We start from the raw sequence: 19954 nt of genomic DNA, 5'->3' as shown, positions 1-19954 counted from the left end.
TGTTGCATACAATTTTCTGAAAAAATCACTGCATTTCTATATATTCTCTTTTTCTCCCATCTCAGACACGTTATAATATAAAATGATTCACATAAAACCTTTTGAGGGGGACTTTTTATTATGAATTTACAAAACCTTGAGAATAGCATTTATAAGTTAGTAACAGAAACATCTACTAACTTACCAAAAGACGTTCGTCGTGCTATTAAAAAAGCGAAAGAAGCTGAAAATGCTGGAACTCGTGCTGCAATGAGTTTAGACACAATCGCAAATAATATTTTCATGGCAGATGATAATGTATCACCAATTTGCCAAGATACAGGTCTACCAACATTTAAAATTAAAACACCTGTTGGCGTAAACCAAATCGAAATTAAAGAAATGATTAAAAAAGCAATTGCACAAACAACTGCTGACGCAAAACTACGTCCAAACGCTGTTGATTCATTAACAGGCGCAAATAGCGGTGACAACCTTGGCGAAGGTGTTCCAGTTATCAAGTTTGAACAGTGGGAAAAAGATTACATCGAAATGAAGTTAATCTTAAAAGGCGGCGGCTGTGAGAATAAAAATATTCAATATAGCTTACCAACTGAATTAGAAGGTTTAGGTCGTGCTGGTCGTGACTTAGACGGTATCCGTAAATGTATCTTACACTCAGTTTACCAAGCACAAGGTCAAGGCTGTTCAGCAGGCTTCATCGGTGTTGGAATCGGTGGCGATCGTTCATCTGGATACGATTTAGCAAAAGAACAATTATTCCGTCACGTAGATGATGTGAATCCAAATGAAGACCTTGCGAAATTAGAAGAATATGTTGTTAAAACAGCGAACACATTCGGTATCGGTACAATGGGCTTCGGCGGTGAAGCAACATTACTTGGTTGTAAAATCGGCGTTATGCACCGTATCCCTGCTTCATTCTTCGTATCAGTAGCGTACAACTGTTGGGCATACCGTCGTATGGCTGTTAACATCAACGCTGAAACTGGCGAAATTATGGAATGGCACTACCAAGACGGCGAAAAAATCAGCTTTGAAGAAGAAGCAAAAGCTGAAACAAAACAACAAGGTGAAGTTGTAAAATTAACTGCACCAATTACAGAAGAAAAAATCCGTTCATTAAAAGTTGGAGATGTTGTTCAAATTTCTGGTCGTATGTACACAGGACGCGACGCAATCCACCATCACTTAATGAGCCACGATGCACCAGTTGATTTAGATGGTCAAATCATCTATCACTGTGGTCCTGTAATGGCTAAAGATGAAGATGGTAACTGGACTGTAAAAGCAGCTGGACCAACAACTTCTATTCGTGAAGAACCATACCAAGGCGACATCATGAAAAAATTCGGTATTCGCGCAGTAATGGGTAAAGGCGGCATGGGTCCAAAAACACTTGCAGCATTAAAAGAACATGGCGGCGTATACTTAAATGCAATCGGCGGTGCTGCTCAGTACTATGCTGACTGTATTAAATCAGTAGATGGTGTTGATTTACTTGAATTCGGTATTCCTGAAGCAATGTGGCACTTAGGTGTTGAAGACTTCACAGCGGTAGTTACAATGGATTCTCACGGTAACTCATTACATGCAGATGTTCAAAAATCATCACTTGAAAAATTAGCAGATCACGCTGAACGCGTATTCTAATAAACAAATCGAAGTCGTAACGATTCATTTCGTTACGGCTTTTTTTATATTATTACCTAATCATTAATGATAATCATTCTAATTTAAACCCTCTATCTAATTGATAATCAATGTCATTTTCTCATTTAGTTGACTTTTAACCTCTCTTTTTTTATAATAATTATAAATTAATAAAAAGAAATAAGTCGAACTAAAATCATTGATATTTAAGCTTTTAAGTGATTTTATATCCATTTCGATAATGATATCCATTCTCAAGGAGGTAAGAAGAATGACAAAAACAAATGAATCGTTAATTGAGAAAATGAAAATACACCATGAAATGATTGCAGCCCTATTATCAGGTGTACTTATTTTAGTGGCATGGATTCTAAGCAAAAATATTGGCGAGACTACATTAGTAGTTGTTTTATACTTAGCTGCATTCATTATTGGTGGCTTTGCAAAAGCAAAAGAAGGTATTGAGGAGACAATTAAAGAAAAAACCTTAAACGTCGAATTATTGATGATTTTAGCTGCAATTGGCTCAGCAATTATCGGTTATTGGACAGAGGGTGCCATCTTAATCTTCATCTTCGCAGTAAGTGGTGCAATGGAAACTTATGCGATGAACAAAAGCCATAAAGAGATTTCAGCACTAATGGACTTACAACCTGAAGTCGCAAACTTACTATTAGAAGATGGTACAACAAAGCGTGTACAAGTTTCTGAATTACAAGTTGGGGATCGTCTATTCATTAAACCAGGCGAACGTGTGCCAACAGATGGTGTAGTCGTTGAAGGGATTTCAACAATTGATGAATCAGCGATTACAGGTGAATCAATTCCTGTAACAAAACAAATTCAAAACGAAGTATTCTCTGGTACAGTCAACTTAACAAGTACATTAATTGTCGAAATGACAAAACCAAATACAGATTCACTTTTCTCAAAGATTATTGAATTAGTACAATCAGCTCAAAGTGAAAAATCACCTTCTGAACAATTCATCGAACGTTTTGAAGGAACGTATGTCAAAATTGTTTTAGCCGTTGTAGGTCTTATGCTCTTCCTTCCCCACTATTTATTAGATTGGGACTGGAACACAACATTTTATCGCGCGATGGTATTACTAGTTGTTGCTTCTCCATGTGCGCTTGTTGCAGCGATTACACCTGCAACACTATCAGCAATTTCAAGTGGCGCTCGTAGTGGTGTTTTATTCAAAGGTGGTCTACACATCGAACATTTAAGTGCATTGCGTGCTATTGCTTTTGATAAAACAGGAACATTAACACAAGGTAAACCAGTAGTAACAGATTTCGTCACTGCAGATGGATTAGATGAAAAAGAATTGCTTGCGATGTTAGCAGGGATTGAATCACAATCTAATCACCCACTTGCAATCGCAATTACAACGTATGCAGAAGAACAAAATGTATCTACTTTCCGCAAAGCGCAAATTGAAGACATGCCTGGTTGGGGATTAAAAGGAACAATTGATGGCACAGTGTATCAAGTTGGTAAACCTGAATTCGTCGGTTTTGAACGTGTTCATGCATTTAAAAACAATCTAGCAGATCAATTAACAAACGAAGGTAAAACAGTCATCTTCATGGCAAATGATGAAGGGATTGTAGCATTAGTTGCCCTAAAAGATACTGTACGTGAACAGTCAAAACTTGCGATTCAACAGTTGAATGAAATGGGTATTCACACAGTTATGCTAACAGGTGATAACCATAATACAGCTAACGTCATTGCAAAAGAAGCTGGCGTTGAACAAGCGATTGCGGAATGTCTACCGGATACAAAAGTAAAACATGTAAAAGAATTAATGGAAGAATATAAATTCGTTGGTATGGTTGGTGATGGCATTAACGATGCGCCTGCTCTTGCAACAGCAACAACAGGAATTGCGATGGGTGAAGGAACAGATGTAGCACTTGAAACAGCAGATGTCGTACTGATGAAAAATGATTTATCAAAAATTCCTCATGCCATTAAACTAGCACGTAAAATGCAACGAATCGTGAAACAAAATATTATCTTTTCTATTTCTATTATTATGTTATTAGTTATCTCTAACTTCTTGCAAATTGTTAACTTACCACTCGGTGTTATCGGACATGAAGGTAGTACGATTCTAGTTATTCTAAATGGTTTGCGTATGTTACGCACAAAAATTTAATAAAAAAAAAGAGCAACCTCTTTATTTTAGAGGTTGCTCTTTTTCCGTTAAATTGAAGATACTTTTGTTGAAATTTTACCTTTTTCTTCTTGCTTAGATACTTGATCCATTCTTCGCATCTTCTGTTCAGTTCTTCTTTGTGTCGCTACATTTAACTGTCCACCAATCACTAATACAATACCAATAATATAAAGCCATAACATTAAAATAATAATTCCTCCAATACTGCCGTATGTTTTGGAATAATTGGCAAAATTACTGATATAGAATGAAAAACCATATGACACAGCAATCCAAGCAGCAGTGGCAAAAATAGCTCCTGGAATGACACTTTTTAAATATAACGGCATATTCGGTGCCACCCAATAAACAATTATTAATACACTTGCTATTAAAATAGGTGGTAAAATAATTCGGACGTATTGCCAAATTATTAAAAAGTTATCTCCTAATCCAATTTCATTAAACAAAGTTTTTCCAATAGTTTGCCCAAATACAGGTAAGACTAAAGCTACAATAATTAACACAATAAACATCAAGGTTAAAATAAGTGACATTCCTCTAGCAATTAAAAAAGGTCTTGTTTCTTCAATTCCATAAGAGCGATTTAAACTCTTGATAAGTGCATTTACTCCATTGGATGCAGACCATAAAGTCGCAATAATACCAATGGATAATAAACTTCCACTACGCGTATCCAAAACTTCTCTCAATGTGGAACTAATCAGATTATAGGTTTCAGACGGTAACGCTGTTTCTAAAAATACAAAAACTTGTTCTGGACGCAAATTTAAAAATGGAACAAGCGTTAAAATAAAAATAAGTAATGGAAATAATGATAGAAGGAAGAAATAGGCCAGTTGTGCTCCTGAACTTGATACATCTGCTTTTTTTATACCTTCTATTACGCCTTTTATATATCCTTTACGCGTTGTGTAATCGAGTTCATCTACTTCTGTGTCACGTTGTCTCTTTTTCACTTGCATCATTTTTAAACGCTCGAACATTTCAGATGAATGTTTAACTTTTGCCTTCCTCGCCATATAAACCTCCCCCTTCTTAAAGTTTATAGGTGAATGACATCTTCAGCTTTTTTCACATCGTCCACACCTTGATTCGTTACCTCTTTCGCAATTTTTACTTCTTCCGTCAATTTAGGTGTTTCTCTAAATTCAGCAATTTTTTCCAAATAGTAATCTTTATTCTCCATTACCATTTCTACAATGCCCTGCACTTTGCTAAATTTCTCTGTTGCTTTTTGTTTTAGCTCATCACGATTGTAATAGTAATATTGTGCATCTGTTTTTAAGTTCGTTACTTTTTGTACTGCTTTTTCTCGTGTTTCGCGATTCATTAAGCTTACTGCTGCTCCAATTGCTGCTCCCGCTAAAATACCATACACTAATTTTTTTCCCATATTTATCTCCTCCGGTTTTTTATGTATTTCCTAATCCCAATTATAGTACCCTTCTCCTTTGTGAGTAAACCGTTATGCTAGCATACATTCTATTATAACAAATAGTTATAATGTAAATTCATTTTAGGTATTGACAATTTAACAGAATTTTATGAAAATAGTTATATGCTTTAATTTTTCCATTTTAAAGAAAAATTACATTTTTAGGGGGTAATTCAATGGGGGCTTTGGGAGATAAGTTAAATGCATTTTTAGGCGAGGTTTCAGGCGTGTTATGGGGGATACCGCTAATCGTCTTAATTTTAGGGACAGGGATCTACTTAACAATTCGTATTGGTTTTTTACAAATTCGTTTGTTACCAACTGCTTTAAAATTAGTATTTTCAAAAAACCATGACAAATCGGCTGAAGGGGATATTTCACAATTCCAAGCACTGACGACAGCTTTAGCTGCGACAGTTGGAACAGGTAATATTGTCGGGGTAGCCACTGCTGTTATTCTAGGGGGACCAGGAGCAATTTTCTGGATGTGGGTAGCTGCAATATTAGGTATGGCAACAAAATACGGTGAGGCACTATTAGCCGTAAAATATCGTGTGAAAGATGAAAAAGGACAAATGGCTGGCGGACCGATGTACTATTTAGAGCGTGGTCTAAAGCAAAAATGGCTAGCTGTTCTATTCGCTTTCTTCGGTGTTATCGCATCATTTGGTATCGGTAATGGTACACAATCGAACTCAGTTGCTGGTGTTGTAAGTAACACGTTCAACGTTGCGCCTTGGATTACAGGTATTGTATTAACCATTGTTGTAGGGTTAGTTATTTTAGGTGGTATTTCATCAATCGGTAGCGTAACAGCTGTATTTGTACCGGTTATGGCAATTTTCTATTTACTTGCTGGTTTAATTGTAATCTTTACGAACATTACAGATGTACCCGCTGCTTTTGGTATTATTTTTAAAGATGCATTTTCATTCTCTGCTGCTGGTGGTGGTGCTGTCGGTGCTGCGATTCGTTACGGGGTTGCACGTGGGATTTTCTCAAACGAAGCTGGTCTTGGTTCTGCACCAATCGCTGCTGCTGCTGCAAAAACAGACTTACCAGGTCGTCAAGCTTTAATCTCGATGACACAAGTATTCTTAGATACCATCTTAATCTGTTCAATTACAGGTTTAACAATCGTTATGTCAGGTGTTTATACAAATAAAGATATGGCAGCGAACGAATTAACAACTGCTGCATTTGATACATTCCTAGGCGCATGGGGTCCATATGTTGTAGCAATCGGTCTTGTATTCTTTGCTTCTTCAACAATTATGGGTTGGGCTTACTATGGTGAGAAGTGTCTACAATATCTTGTAAAGACACCAATCGCTGGGACAATATATCGTATCATCTTCGTATTATTTGTTTATGTAGGTGCAACATCATCTCTTGATCTTGTATGGACATTCTCGGATGTAGCGAACGGCTTAATGGCAATTCCTAACTTAATCGGTCTTGTCGGTTTATCAGGTGTTATTGTAGCTGAAACACGTATTATTCAAAAAACATTAAAAGAAGAAAAATTAGCATTACGTGCTAGTAAATCTTAAATCAAATTGTCATTGACAATTGTCTGTATGAATGGAATTATAAAAGGTAACCAACTTTGAAAGGTAGGGGTTCCTTTTGGATTTAACAACACCATCTACAGAAAATATTCACTTCATGATTGAAGCGATTAAAGAAAAATTACGCATGGTCAATGCAGATGCCATGAAGCCTGAAAACTTCGACACAGAGAGTTACGAAGATCTTGTGTACTTATATGAATTAGTACATAAACGTGATGCTTTTAGTCCAAGTGAAATGCAAGCAATCGTAGCAGAACTTGGTTCACTGCGTAAATAAGCAAAAGAAGTGCTTTGGGATTTTCCCATTGTACTTCTTTTTTTATGTACTATATCTAACCAATAAAAAGAGGCTGGATTTTACTCCACCCTCTTTTTCTATTTACTATTTGTTTGTTCATATGATGAACCATCTTCTTTTACTAAAGGCTGCACAAGAACCTCTACACGACGGTTTTTAGCTTTTCCCTCTGCTGTATCATTCGATGCAACAGGATTGTTCTCACCATATCCTTTGGCGCTGAAATAAGCAGGATCTAGTTCTTTATTCGAATTTACAAGTAAGGTTAAAAAGTTTACTGCACGAATTGCACTCAACTCCCAGTTTGAAGAAAACTGACTACCCGTAGTTGGTACTGTATCTGTATAACCTGACACGACAACCGAACGTTTTGGTTTTAAATTAAGTACTTTCGCCAAATCTTTTGCAATATATTCATACTTAGATGAGATGACGGCCTGACCTGGATCAAATAGAACACTTGCTTTAATCGTAATGAGTAGACCATCTTCTGTCATCTTTGTATCGAATTTTCCTTCTAATTCTTTACTTGCGATATATTGTTCCACATCTGTTTCAATTTCTTTTAACTGACGTTGGTCTTCTTGATACGCACTTAATGTTTCACTATTTGGCGTATCTGTTTCGACAGGTGATGGATTATCCATAACGCCTGAACCACCATCAAATACTGTACTAAATACAGCGGATAATTGTGATAACTTCTTCACATCAACCGATGAAGATGCAAACAATACAATAAAGAGTGCTAGTAATAGCGTTAAAATATCTGCATATGGAATTAGCCAAGACTCTGGAATATGTTCCTCATGTTTTTTATGTTTTTTAGCTTTCTTTGCCAAGGCCATCCGCCCCGCTTTCGCCAATTATTTTAGCACGTTCACTTTTCGGTAAGTATGATGCCAATTTTTGTTCGATTACGCGAGGAGCCTCCCCTTCTAATACTGAAAGGATACCTTCTATAATCATCATCTTCTGTTTTACTTCAACAGCTGACTTTCGCTTTAGTTTATTTGCGAATGGATGCCATAATACATAACCTGTAAAAATACCGAGTAATGTTGCAACGAAGGCAGCTGAAATCGCTAAACCTAACTTTTCAACATCATCTAATTCTTTTAACGCTGCAATCAGACCAATTACAGCCCCTAATACACCTAGTGTCGGCGCGTAAGTACCCGCCTGTGTAAAAATTTGCGCTCCCGCACTATGACGTTCTTCCATTGATTCTACTTCTTCTGTTAACACATCGCGTATGTAATCTGCATTTTGACCATCAATTGCTAATGTTAAACCATTTTTAAGGAATGAATCGTCTACTTCATCCACTTTACTCTCTAAGGCAAGCAAACCTTCTCGACGAGCTAAATCTGCCCAACTTGAGAATAATTGAATAATTTCTAAATCACTTACTAATTTTTTATCCTTAAATAAAACACCAAATAATTTTGGTATGCGCTTTAGCTCACTCATTGGGAAGGCAATTACAACAGTAGCAATCGTTCCTAAAATGATAATAAAGAGCGCCGCTGGATTAAGTAAGGCATCCGGTGTTACACCCTTAAAGAACATCCCTACAATAAGAGAGACAAGTCCAAGTATAATCCCTATAACTGATGATATATCCATTTCAGAACCTCCAAAGTCGTCATTCTTCTTTATATTTCGGTGTAAATTCTTAAATCTTAATAAACATCTACTACATTCATTGGATATTTCATGAAAATTTCTATGTACAAACGTTCACTGCCAAATTACATATAATAGAGTGTTTAGTACCAGTTGTTATTATTCTTTTGATTTTATATGTTTAACTTGATTCGTTACCCGAAATAGTTGAAAATAGAATAGAAGTTTCTATTAATTCTATATTAACAAAGGATGGGTTTAAATGTTACGTTTTCAAGAAAAATTAGAAAATTATGCAGAACTTTTAATTCGTGTTGGATCAAATCTTCAACCAGATCAATATCTATTTATTGATGTGACAGTTGAGAATACAGAGCTTGCTCAAGCATTAGCTAAAAAAGCATATGAAGCAGGCGCAAAACAAGTATTTGTACATTATGATGATGATGTTATTAGTCGTTTACATTTTGAACATGCACCACTTGAAGAATTCAATCACTTCCCTATTTGGCAAACAGTTGAAAAAGAATGGCTAGCTGAACATGGGGCTGCTTTTATTAAAGTAAAATCATCTAGTCCTGACTTATTAAAAGGTATTATGCCAGAAAAAATTGCGGCATTCCAAAAAGCTGCAGGTCAAGGATTAGAAAAATATCGTCAAGCTTCACAAGCAAACAAAATTAGTTGGACTGTCGCTGCAGCACCTTCGAAAGACTGGGCTGCTATGATGTTTGCCGACTTACCAACTGAAGAACAAGTTCCTGCTCTATGGGAAGCTATTTTTAAAGCGACACGCGCTGACTTAGAACAACCTGTTGAAGCTTGGCAAGCACATGATGAACAGCTTAGTACGAAGGTAGATGAATTGAATCGTTATCACTTCCACAAGCTTCACTACACAGCACCTGGTACTGATTTAACAATCGAATTACCTGAACACCATATTTGGAGCGGTGGCGGTAGTAAGAATGAAGCTGGTTTTGATTTTATGGCGAATATCCCAACTGAAGAAGTTTTCACAGCGCCTTTTAAAGACGGTGTAGATGGCTATGTAAGCAGTACGAAACCATTAAGCTACGGTGGAACAATTATTGACAACTTTAAAATTACTTTTGAAAATGGTCGTATTGTAGATATATCAGCTGAACAAGGTGAGCAAGTATTAGAGGATTTAGTTGCAACAGATGAAGGATCTCACTTCTTAGGTGAAGTAGCACTTGTACCACATGATTCACCTATTTCAAACTCTGGTCTCCTTTACTACAACACACTATTCGATGAGAATGCTTCAAACCATTTAGCGATTGGTAGTGCCTATGCTTTTTGTGTAGAAAACGGAACAGAAATGTCACAAGAAGAACTCGCAAAAGCAGGATTAAATCGCAGTATGACACATGTCGACTTTATGATTGGTTCTGGTGATATGCAGATTGATGGTATTACAAAAGAGGGTGAACGTATTCCTGTATTCCGTAAAGGAAATTGGGCATTTTAATCTCTAGTGGAAACATTTAAAAGAACGTTTCGTCTTTAAGACGAGGCGTTTTTTTATATGACATCATAAAAAAGCAATTTTTTATTAAAATGTAGGATAAATATTTTTTCTTCTTCTAACACATTTAGCGCATTTTAAAAAATTAAATAGTAGACTTTTATCCTAATAAAAGCCTTTACATATTGATATATCAACAACTCTATTTTTATTTCCTTTTTTATCCTTCATATTTAAACTATCATTCCCTTTTTTCTTCATTTATACTATTAAAACGACTGATTTGTTATTTTTTTATCATATTAGATATTTATATAAAGCTAGAGGAGGCGTTGTTTGATGTTTACATCTTCAGCTCTTGGAATTGATTTAGGTACAGCGAACACATTAGTGTACGTAAAAAATAAAGGTATTATTTTGAATGAGCCATCTGTCGTGGCTGTCAATACAACGACAAAACAAGTAATTGCGATTGGTCATGAAGCCAAAGCAATGATTGGAAAAACACCACCGAATATTACAGTATGTCATCCACTTAAAGATGGTGTCATTGCAGATTTTGATATGGCAACTGCTCTTTTAAAAACGATTTTAGATCGCGTCTTTAAAGACAAAGGACGATTTAAAAAACCGAACATCGTTATTTGTGCACCTTCTGGGGCAACATCGATTGAGCGTTTAGCTATTCAGGATGCTGCACGCCAATGTGGAGCTAAAGAGGCATTTTTAATTGATGAACCTGTTGCTGCAGCTATTGGGGCAGAGTTACCTGTAAACGAGCCTACAGCGAGCGCAATTGTTGATTTAGGCGGTGGTACAACTGAAGTTGGAATCATCTCATTAGGTGGTATTGTAACAACGGCAACTGCCAAAATTGGTGGCGACTCAATTAACGATGATATCATTCACTATCTACGCAAAGAATTCAATTTATTAATTGGTGCTAAAACTGCTGAAGAAATCAAAATTGAGATTGGGCATGCACCAATTGAACATGCAGTAGCACAAATGACCGTAACAGGACGTGACTTAGTCACAGGATTACCACGTAGTATTACAATTGATTCGATGCAGCTACAAGATTGCTTATCTGAAACATTCCAAGCGATTTTAGAACTGATTCGTCGTACTCTAGAATCTTGTCCACCAGAACTTGCTGGTGATATTGTAGAACGTGGTATCGTTCTTGCTGGCGGGACATCTTTACTACAAGGATTAGATGAATGGTTAGCAAATGAACTATTTATTCCAGTTTACAGAGCACAATCTCCTCTTGAAGCGGTTGCGATTGGTACAGGTCTCTCAACAGAAACACTACATTACCTTAAATAATCGTTCTTTTTATGCATTTTTACCATAAACGTTTAATTTTTTACTTTTTTTAGATAAAATTAAATGTGGGAGGGGAGTTTGTAATGAGAAAATTAGATGAGATTTTAGAGTTTAACAAAAAGTTTGTAGAAAACCAAGATTATGTATCATATGTATCGGATGTAGTACCGAATAAAAAGTTAGCAATTGTAACTTGTATGGATGCACGCTTAATTGAATTATTACAAAAAGCAATCAACATTAAAAATGGTGATGCGAAAATGATCAAAACAGCGGGGGCACAAATTAATAATCCATTCGGCAGTATCATGCGAAGTGTACTAGTTGCAGTCTATGCTTTAAAAGCAGAGGAAGTACTTGTAGTTGGACACAAAAACTGTGGTATGAATTCAATGGATCCATCAAAAGTTATCAACGAAATTAAATCACGTGGGGTAGATGACAAAACGTTTGAAATCATCTCACATACAGGAATTGATGTTGAGGATTGGTTAAAAGGCTTCACTGATTTAGAAGAAGAAGTGAAACGCAGCGTAAATGTTGTACGTAATCATCCTTTAGTCACAAAAGATGTACCTGTACATGGTTTAATCATTGATCCAAAAACAGGCGAACTTGAACTTGTAACAAACGGTTACGACCTATAATAATAAAAAGAACCGCTGCCTTGATAAGACAGCGGTTCTTTTTTAAAATTTCTTTTTAAATTGTCTTTTCCACTTATACCAAAGTGTCTTACCTTTTCAATGTTCCTCTGCGAGCTTCGCATATAGATAATGATCTACCCATACACCATTAATATAAAGTAATTGTTTTAACAATCCTTCACGTTGATAACCGACTTTTTCTAGCACACGATAAGACCCTTCATTTGCTGGCGATACATAGGCTTCAATTCTATGTAAATCCAAATTTTCAAAGCCGAATTTTGTAATACATTCCACCGCTTCTGTTGTAATTCCTTTACGAGTAAAGCGCTCATCTAAGGAATAACCGATGAACGCACTCGAAAAAGGCAAGCGCTTAATGGAATAAATCGATATATGACCGATTAACTCTTTCGTATTTTTAAGGAAGATTCCAAAACTATACTCTCGACGCATATTCATTTGATGCATCGAATCGTTAATTCGCTTCAATTGAAAATTCTTCGTGTAATATTCAGGACTATGAAGTGGCTCATGGATGGACCAAAATCGCTTATTTTGTACAACTAGGTTTGTTAATGCTTCCGCATCTTCTTCAATTAATACGCGATATATACAGCGTTCGCTCTCTAAGTAAAGCATGCCACATCATCTCTCTCTACACAATTTCATCAGCTTTTAACTAAAAAACTATTTCTCATCTGGGTAATCAATCTCAATTCCCATACTTTTAATTTTCGATTCACAATGCTTAATTGTTTCTTTTAATACTTTGATTCTTGCATATTCTTTATCATTACCTGCAACTAAAATCCATGGTGCATTCGGATGATCTGTTTTAGCAAACATATCATTTGCTGCTTGAACATACTGAGGCCATTTTTTACGATTGCGCCAATCCTCATCTGTTAGCTTCCAAGATTTATATGGATCATTCTCACGTGCATTAAAACGATTCAATTGTTCTTCATCTGTGATTTGTAGCCAGAACTTCAAAATAATATAGTGGTCATCTGTCAGTACACGCTCAAACTCATTAATCTCATGGTAAGCACGCGTCCATTCAGCATCCGTTGCAAAACCTTCAATTCGCTCTACTAATACACGACCATACCAACTACGGTCAAAAATACCGATACTTCCTCTAAACGGTAGCTTACGCCAGAAACGTTGTAAGTAGTTGTGACGTAATTCGTGTGGCTTTGGAGCAGAAATTGGATGTACAACATAACCACGCGGATCTAATCGTTCAATCAAGCGCTTAATCGCGCCACCCTTTCCAGCTGCGTCCATTCCTTCAAAGGCAATAATTAAACCGATATTATTACGATGCAACGTCTGTTGTAACGTTAACATTTTTAGCTGTAATTTTTTTAATTCTTTTTTATACGACTTCTTACTATTAAACTTCTTATCCATATTTAATTCTTCTAAAGATTGAGTCATGTAAACACTCCTTTTCCTGAATCTGATTATATATACCCTTTTTTTATGAAACGTTCACCAAATTGAAAATGATTGCACTATGAAAGACGTGTATAATGATAGTTAGTATTTTTAAATACGAAAAATCTTGATGAGGAGGAGATCTTTTGGGCAGACTATTGTTAATGACAATCAGTTTTTTAGCAATGATGATTGTCAGCGTATCTGCTGCCATTCTTCCATTCAATGGTCAAACGACAGTGGATGTTGCAAATAGCTATACCATTCTAGCTTATCCATCCGACTATGTCTTTTATGTAGTGGCACTCATCTATCTCTCTATATTATATTGGATTTACAAACAATGGCAAATGTTTGCAAAGAAACAATTTGCGATTACACATGTACAAAGTTTTTTATTTACAATTAGTATGGTCCTTTCAATCGTTTGGATTTATTACTGGCAAAATAGTCAGTTCATCATCGCATGTATGATACTCGTATTCAGTACACTTGCACTTGCAGGTATGTATTTATTACTACCTGAAAAGAATACGATGACCACACGCCTACCTATATCACTTTATTTAGCATGGCTCGTATTACTTATTATGTTCAATTTAGCAATCTTACTTGTTGCAGCACGTTGGGATGGTTTTGGATTAAGTCAACCGCTATGGGCCGTCATCTTATTGACTGTCTTTGTAGCCATTGCACTTCACATCCGCTTTCATCATTACGATCCTTACTTCCCGATTCTATTCATCTGGTTCTATTTAGGAATTGCTGTACAAAATAACTTTGAGGAATTATTAGTAACAACAGCTGCATTATTTTTAAGTGGTGTATTACTTGCTGGTATTCTATTTATGCGTAAAAAGCCAAGAACAATCTATTAACATGTTTTACACTATAGAAAAGAGGAGAACGAAAAAATCGTTCTCCTCTTTTTATTAATCAATTTTTGTTGTTAAAATCGGGCCATTTTTTGTCACGATTACTGTATGTTCTAGTTGTGCTACAAATGATTTATCTGGTGTTAAAAACGCCCAACCATCTGTACCTTCAATAATATTTTCAGCTGCTTGTGAGATGAATGGTTCTACTGCGAAAACCATACCTTCTTTCATTAAAGTAGCGTCCCATGCATCATAATAGTTCAATACATATTGTGGTTCTTCATGTAATGAGTGTCCTACACCATGACCTGTTAGGTTCATAATTACTTTTAAACCATTATCATGCGCTTCACGTTCTACAGCTTTACCAATTTGATTCAATTTAGAACCTGGTTTAACCTTTGTCATAGCACGATCAAAAGCTGACTGTGCTACATCACATAATTTTTGTAATTCTGGCTTTTCAGCATCACCTACGATAAATGAAATACCTGTATCTGCATAAAAACCATCCACATGACCCGATACATCAATATTAATCATATCGCCTTCTTTTAGAGGTGTATCGTTTGGAATACCATGTGCTACGACCTCGTTTACACTAATACATGTGAAACCTGGGAAGTCATATTCTGCTTTTGGTCCAGATACTGCACCTTTTTCTTCAAATAGTTTACCAGCTAATTCATCTAGCTCTTTTGTTGTAACGCCTGGTTTTGTCGCAGCTTTCATTGCCTCGCGAATTTCTGCCATGGCACGACCCGCTTTTAATAACGCATCGATTTCTTGTTGAGTTGTTGCAATCATGTATAACGGTCCCTTCTATATAAAATTCTACTCTTAACTATATCATAATTTTTGTAGATACATATAAAAAGTCTATGCATTCTTTCATACATTCAGTAAAAGTTTTTATTTAGGTGGATATATATATAATAAAAAACGTAACGATTTCTTAGTCGCTACGTTTTTATTCTTAATACGTCTTTTGAACGAATAACTTAGGTGCTGCTCTAAACAATAGATAAATCACGACAGCTGTTAAAATAATAGCTGGAATCATATACGAGCTATTATAAACAACAGAATAAATCCATGGGTTTTGGTCGCCCGCATAACTTGCGAAGAATACTGCGCCTGCTACTGTATGTGAAATCAGTCGTAGGATTCCACCAATTGCTGTACCCACTAAAATCCAGCCAAGCATTGCGCCATCTTTTTTCTGTTTTGAAGCACGAATAACCATCGGACGGAAAACTCCAGCAATCCCGACAATTGTGAACGCAAAGAAGTAATCTAAAAATCCTTGTAATGGGGTTAAAATACTTGCACCTGTTAAAACTTGTAGTACCCCTACAATAAGACCTGTCGCAAGCCCTGGTAATGTTCCCCAACGCATCGCCATCAATACGATTGGTACCATAACTAAACTAATGGAACCACCCTGTGCCCAAATCGAAAACGATAGTTTGTCTAAAATAAAACCAATCGCCGCAAAAATGGCCACCTCAATCATCATTAATAATCTTTGTTTGTTCATCTTTATGAACCTCCATTGATTTGATGTCTTACACAATTCCTGTGGTAATCTAGATAAAAAAAACGACATCAGGACAGAGCCTGACATCGTTATATGTCGGTTTCTATCCACATTCCTACGCAAGTGTTAACTTACAGGTTCGAAGGGTTGGAGTCGAAACTCTCTCTCAGCACGTATGCACCCCTTGTGGTTTACATCATTATTTTTGAACACTCTCATTCTACTGAATTTAACGAAATATAGCAATAGCATGAAACGATTTCCATTTTTATACGTATATAAGTTATTATGAACAAAAGGGAGGGTTATCATGGAACAGAATAATCGTATTTTATCATCACTTTGTTACTTCAGTATTTTCTTTGCAGGCTTTATTTTACCGCTGATTGTTATGCTCGTTGTAAAAGATCGTGATGTAAAAAAACACGCAACACATGCACTTATTTCTCACTTGTTACTTTATGTTCCTGCAGTTATTTTCTTTATTATTTTAGCAACAATGGGTATCTTTGCATCAGCTGAAATGAGTGATTCAACAGGTGCTGCACTTGGTATAGGTGTCATTATTTTCATCATTTTCATGGCTTTATTCTCATTGGCGATTGTCATTTGGAATATCGTTCGCGGCATTCAAGTATTAAACCAAAAAAGTACAACTATGTAAGAAAAAGAAGCAGCTGAGATAATTCTCATACTGCTTCTTTTGTTATTTACTGAGTGTATTTGTAATGTCGTAGTCTGCCATTTTCTCTGTTAACCAACTTGAATATTGTGCGCTAATTTGCGCTTCAATATACGCTTCTTTTACTTTGTCTTTGACCTCTTCATACTTCGCTGTTTTTGCATCGACTGTACCTGTTACTTTGATAATATGGTAACCATAATCTGTTTTGATTGGGTCACTAATATCACCTTTTTTCATGCTGAAAGCTTGTGTCGCAAATTCTTCCACCATTTCTGATTTCGTAAAGTAGCCTAAGTCGCCACCTTTACTTTTCGTGGCAGTATCAGTTGAATATTTCTTCGCCAATTTTGCAAAGTCACCACCTGCATCTAACTCTTTTTTGATTTTTGTCGCAGTTGCTTTTTTCTCTACAAGAATGTGACTTGCCTTCACTTGCGCTGCTGTATCGAATGTAGATTGATTTTCTTTTAGATAAGCTTTTAATGTTTCGTCAGATGTATCTAAATCCTTCTCAATCATTTTAGATGCGAGTACATACGTTTTTAAATTCGCTTTAAAATCAGATTTAGACATGTTATTTGATTCAAGTGCTGATTCAAGTGCATCTGCTCCGCCATATTGTGTTTCGACTTTTTTATATTGTGCATCTACTTCTGCATCACTTGCTGTTACTTTTTGTTTTTCTGCTTCAAGTGTAATTACTTGATCTTGAATTAATGTTTCAAGCGCTGCACTACCATATTGTTTATTTAAAACATTATTCAGTTGCTGTTGTGTAATTTTCGTATCGCCTACTTTTGCGACATATCCTGTTTTGGCTGTTGCATAATATACACCACTTCCAACAACTAAAACAAAGATGATAGCGATTGCCCAGATCATTCTCTTTTTCATCTATTTGACACTCCTTATTTTTGAACTATCTTCACTATAAAGAAGGAATGTGTCAACGAGACGTCATGCTTCATTTCTTTTCAGTTCAATCACAAAACACGTACCTTGTTCATCGCTATGCACTAAACGTAAGTCACCTTGCATCGACTGAGCCATCATTTTACTAAGTGGTAATCCCAACCCTAATCCACGAATTGCATATTTTTTATTTTCCCCTCGATAAAAGCGGTCAAAAATAAATGGTTGTTCTTCTTTTGGAATACCACTTCCCTCGTCTTGAACAAAAATACGCACTTTTTCTTTATCTGCTTGTAGACGAATATGAATCTGACCTTGTTCATGCATTGCTTGTGCTGCATTCGTCCATAAATTCGTACAAATCTGTTGGAAACGTATAGGATCAATTGAGAGGTGAATTGGTTCTACATGTTCATCTAATGTAATCTGAACTTCTTCAAACTCTTGTGTAGTTTGCCATTGTTTCATTGTATTTTCTACATACGAATTGATTTCTTTTGTTTCAAATTTAAGTGGGATGGCATTGACTGCAAACGAGTTAAAAGCAAGTAAGTCACCTACCATCGTTTTCATTTTCTTCGTTTCGACCATTGCCATCTGTACAAATTCACGTGCTTCCTCTCCAGTCACAACACCGTCTTTTAATGCTTGAAGTAAGCCGTCAATTGCTGTTACAGGCGTTTTTAATTCATGCGTTACACCTGCTAAAAGCTCTGTACGCATCGCTTCAAGTTGTTCAAGACGATTCGCCATCTCAGTAAATGATGTGACAAGTTCATATACTTCTCGTTCCTTTGGATGATCTGGCAGAGAGATAGCATAATTCCCTTCTTGAATTTGCTTGGCTGCTACAGCTACCTCCCGAATTGGACGAACTAATCGAGAAGTTAAATAATAGATAGCTCCAAGTCCAATGAGTGCAAGTGCTCCAATCATTAGTGCTAGTTGTCCATATGCTTGATTCGAGCGCGTCATCATTTTTTCATCTTCCATAACAACAACCCAGCCTACATGCTTCTCATCTATTTCTACTTTTTTCTTCACCATATAGTAGGTTTGCGATATACCATCTAAGTCTTTTAGTGTCTGTTTTTCATCTGAAGAAGTTAGTACCTCTTTTGGAATTTTGGTAATTTTTGGTCCCATAGCACGTTCATTTAGTACATCCCCGTCTGTATTTGTTATATAGACTTTTGGTTTTATATCTTGTCTTGGGAACTTCTCAGGATCGCCAATAAAACGATTCGGCACATCATTTGTTGGATTCTCTACATCTGTTAATTGGTTTGTTATTTGTTCTGCTAGTACTTCCATTGTATCCATGCGATACGATACGTTTGTATGACGAATCCATATGGCTGAAATAAGTGCCACAATTGCTAAACCAATGAGTAATACGAGTAAATAGCGCGTCATCCAATACGTTTGTAGTGAGATGCGTTTACGATTTTTGAACACGTAGTTGATACCCCAATCCTCGCAGTGTACGGATTTCACCCTCATCAGCTGCCCACGCTTGTAACGCTTTACGCAGTCTTTTAATAGATAAGTCAACTGCTCTGTCACTTCCATCGTAGTTCCAGCCCCACACATGCTCTAATAATTGATCACGTGTGAATGTTTGATTTGGATGTTCTGCTAAAAATAATAGTACGGATAAGTCACGTGGCGTGAGTGTCACTTCTTCTCCGTGCAGGTGAACTTGATGCGCTGTTGAATCAATTTGTAAAGCTCCAAACTGCTTCACTGCATGTTGTGGTTGATTCACGCGTCTTAACACGGCTTTAATCCGCGCTACCACTTCCTCTGCTTCAAAAGGCTTGGCAATGTAGTCATCTGCGCCACCATTTAAACCATCTAATTTAAAATGTGTGTCACCAAGTGCAGTCAACATAATCACAGGTGTTTGTGACTGCTCACGAATTTCTTTTAAAATTGTCCAACCATCTTTACCTGGTAACATCACATCAAGTAATACAAGGTCTGGTTGAAAACGTTCAAATATAAAAAAAGCTTCACTACCTGTAAAGACTTGTTCTGTTTCAAAACCTGCTTTACGTAAATAAACCTTTAACACTTGGCTAATGGCTTGTTCATCTTCAACAATTAATACTTTCATGTTCATTCGCTCCTCATTTATTCACGTATACTTATTTTACCCTTTTTATACGTCAACTAGATGTCTACGAAATAGATAAAACATTTCACTTTTCTTTTTAGAGTGCGCAACGAAAAACTG

Annotated in this window: 20 protein-coding genes and 1 riboswitch; of the genes, 9 read left to right on the top strand and 11 right to left on the bottom strand. The window is 36.3% G+C overall.

All coding sequences use genetic code 11. From position 1 onward, the window contains the following. Positions 1-120 precede the first annotated feature (120 nt). Both ASO14_RS02280 and ASO14_RS02275 read left to right on the top strand, forming a co-directional pair. Positions 121-1653, top strand: a complete 1533-nt coding sequence (locus ASO14_RS02280) for a fumarate hydratase (protein WP_068450910.1) — start codon at positions 121-123, stop codon at positions 1651-1653. Between the two features lie 271 nt (positions 1654-1924). Beyond that, on the top strand, positions 1925-3823 hold the full coding sequence (locus tag ASO14_RS02275) for a heavy metal translocating P-type ATPase (RefSeq protein ID WP_068450908.1): 1899 nt from the start codon (positions 1925-1927) through the stop codon (positions 3821-3823). A 47-nt stretch (positions 3824-3870) separates the two neighbouring features. On the opposite strand, the gene ASO14_RS02270 is transcribed toward ASO14_RS02275, so the two are convergent. Continuing rightward, the gene (locus ASO14_RS02270; protein WP_231726973.1) at positions 3871-4866 is read right to left on the bottom strand and encodes a YihY/virulence factor BrkB family protein; all 996 of its coding nucleotides are present in this window, start codon (positions 4864-4866) and stop codon (positions 3871-3873) included. A 23-nt stretch (positions 4867-4889) separates the two neighbouring features. After that, positions 4890-5240, bottom strand: a complete 351-nt coding sequence (locus ASO14_RS02265) for a hypothetical protein (RefSeq protein WP_068450907.1) — start codon at positions 5238-5240, stop codon at positions 4890-4892. A 218-nt stretch (positions 5241-5458) separates the two neighbouring features. On the opposite strand from ASO14_RS02265, the gene ASO14_RS02260 reads away from it, so the two are divergent. Next, entirely contained in the window at positions 5459-6835 is a 1377-nt protein-coding gene (locus tag ASO14_RS02260) for an alanine/glycine:cation symporter family protein (RefSeq protein ID WP_068450902.1), read from the top strand. 76 nt (positions 6836-6911) lie between these two features. Further along, on the top strand, positions 6912-7133 hold the full coding sequence (locus tag ASO14_RS02255; protein WP_068450900.1) for a DUF1128 domain-containing protein: 222 nt from the start codon (positions 6912-6914) through the stop codon (positions 7131-7133). Positions 7134-7231: 98 nt separating this feature from the next. On the opposite strand, the gene motB is transcribed toward ASO14_RS02255, so the two are convergent. Together motB and motA are read right to left on the bottom strand one after the other, a co-directional pair. Then, complete coding sequence (motB, locus tag ASO14_RS02250) at positions 7232-7996, bottom strand: flagellar motor protein MotB (protein ID WP_068450897.1); 765 nt, start codon at positions 7994-7996, stop codon at positions 7232-7234. Further along, positions 7980-8783 (bottom strand): flagellar motor stator protein MotA, encoded by an 804-nt coding sequence (gene motA / locus ASO14_RS02245; RefSeq protein WP_068450893.1) that lies wholly within the window; start codon positions 8781-8783, stop codon positions 7980-7982. The genes motB and motA overlap by 17 nt, the downstream gene beginning before the upstream one ends. Positions 8784-9045: 262 nt before the next feature. On the opposite strand from motA, the gene ASO14_RS02240 reads away from it, so the two are divergent. The 3 genes from ASO14_RS02240 to ASO14_RS02230 all read left to right on the top strand — a co-directional run bounded on the left by ASO14_RS02240 (position 9046) and on the right by ASO14_RS02230 (position 12254). After that, entirely contained in the window at positions 9046-10278 is a 1233-nt protein-coding gene (locus ASO14_RS02240; protein WP_068450890.1) for an aminopeptidase, read from the top strand. 336 nt (positions 10279-10614) lie between these two features. Then, positions 10615-11607 (top strand): rod shape-determining protein, encoded by a 993-nt coding sequence (locus tag ASO14_RS02235; RefSeq protein WP_068450887.1) that lies wholly within the window; start codon positions 10615-10617, stop codon positions 11605-11607. A gap of 83 nt (positions 11608-11690) precedes the next feature. Continuing rightward, entirely contained in the window at positions 11691-12254 is a 564-nt protein-coding gene (locus ASO14_RS02230; protein ID WP_068450884.1) for a beta-class carbonic anhydrase, read from the top strand. A gap of 96 nt (positions 12255-12350) precedes the next feature. Here the strand turns inward: ASO14_RS02230 and ASO14_RS02225 are convergent, their stop codons facing one another. Continuing rightward, positions 12351-12896 (bottom strand): GNAT family N-acetyltransferase, encoded by a 546-nt coding sequence (locus tag ASO14_RS02225; RefSeq protein ID WP_068450881.1) that lies wholly within the window; start codon positions 12894-12896, stop codon positions 12351-12353. 48 nt (positions 12897-12944) lie between these two features. Further along, on the bottom strand, positions 12945-13700 hold the full coding sequence (locus ASO14_RS02220; protein ID WP_068450879.1) for a polyphosphate kinase 2 family protein: 756 nt from the start codon (positions 13698-13700) through the stop codon (positions 12945-12947). Positions 13701-13846: 146 nt separating this feature from the next. Here ASO14_RS02220 and ASO14_RS02215 point away from each other — a divergent pair, with 146 nt between their 5' ends. After that, complete coding sequence (locus ASO14_RS02215) at positions 13847-14578, top strand: TspO-related membrane protein (RefSeq protein WP_131004905.1); 732 nt, start codon at positions 13847-13849, stop codon at positions 14576-14578. A 54-nt stretch (positions 14579-14632) separates the two neighbouring features. Here ASO14_RS02215 and map read toward each other — a convergent pair whose 3' ends face one another. Both map and thiT read right to left on the bottom strand, forming a co-directional pair. Further along, positions 14633-15385 carry a type I methionyl aminopeptidase gene (gene map, locus ASO14_RS02210; protein WP_068450871.1) on the bottom strand — a complete coding sequence of 251 codons (753 nt, stop codon included), beginning with the start codon at positions 15383-15385 and terminating at the stop codon, positions 14633-14635. Between the two features lie 169 nt (positions 15386-15554). Then, entirely contained in the window at positions 15555-16118 is a 564-nt protein-coding gene (gene thiT, locus ASO14_RS02205) for an energy-coupled thiamine transporter ThiT (protein WP_068450867.1), read from the bottom strand. 95 nt (positions 16119-16213) lie between these two features. Further along, positions 16214-16313: riboswitch (TPP riboswitch) on the bottom strand. A gap of 115 nt (positions 16314-16428) precedes the next feature. On the opposite strand from thiT, the gene ASO14_RS02200 reads away from it, so the two are divergent. Further along, on the top strand, positions 16429-16782 hold the full coding sequence (locus tag ASO14_RS02200; protein ID WP_068450864.1) for a magnetosome magnetite crystal formation protein family: 354 nt from the start codon (positions 16429-16431) through the stop codon (positions 16780-16782). A gap of 42 nt (positions 16783-16824) precedes the next feature. Here the strand turns inward: ASO14_RS02200 and ASO14_RS02195 are convergent, their stop codons facing one another. The 3 genes from ASO14_RS02195 to ASO14_RS02185 form a co-directional block, all read right to left on the bottom strand. Further along, the gene (locus tag ASO14_RS02195; RefSeq protein ID WP_068450853.1) at positions 16825-17697 is read right to left on the bottom strand and encodes a foldase protein PrsA; all 873 of its coding nucleotides are present in this window, start codon (positions 17695-17697) and stop codon (positions 16825-16827) included. Between the two features lie 63 nt (positions 17698-17760). Beyond that, positions 17761-19173, bottom strand: a complete 1413-nt coding sequence (locus ASO14_RS02190) for a HAMP domain-containing sensor histidine kinase (RefSeq protein ID WP_068450851.1) — start codon at positions 19171-19173, stop codon at positions 17761-17763. Continuing rightward, positions 19157-19834 (bottom strand): response regulator transcription factor, encoded by a 678-nt coding sequence (locus tag ASO14_RS02185; RefSeq protein WP_068450849.1) that lies wholly within the window; start codon positions 19832-19834, stop codon positions 19157-19159. Before ASO14_RS02185 ends, ASO14_RS02190 begins: the two co-directional genes overlap by 17 nt. Positions 19835-19954 lie beyond the last annotated feature (120 nt).

The organism is Kurthia sp. 11kri321 (genome assembly GCF_001534765.1).
Taxonomy (GTDB): domain Bacteria; phylum Bacillota; class Bacilli; order Bacillales_A; family Planococcaceae; genus Kurthia; species Kurthia gibsonii.
The sequence above is the reverse complement of the archived record's forward strand: the minus strand, read 5'-3'. Positions and strand labels throughout refer to the sequence as shown.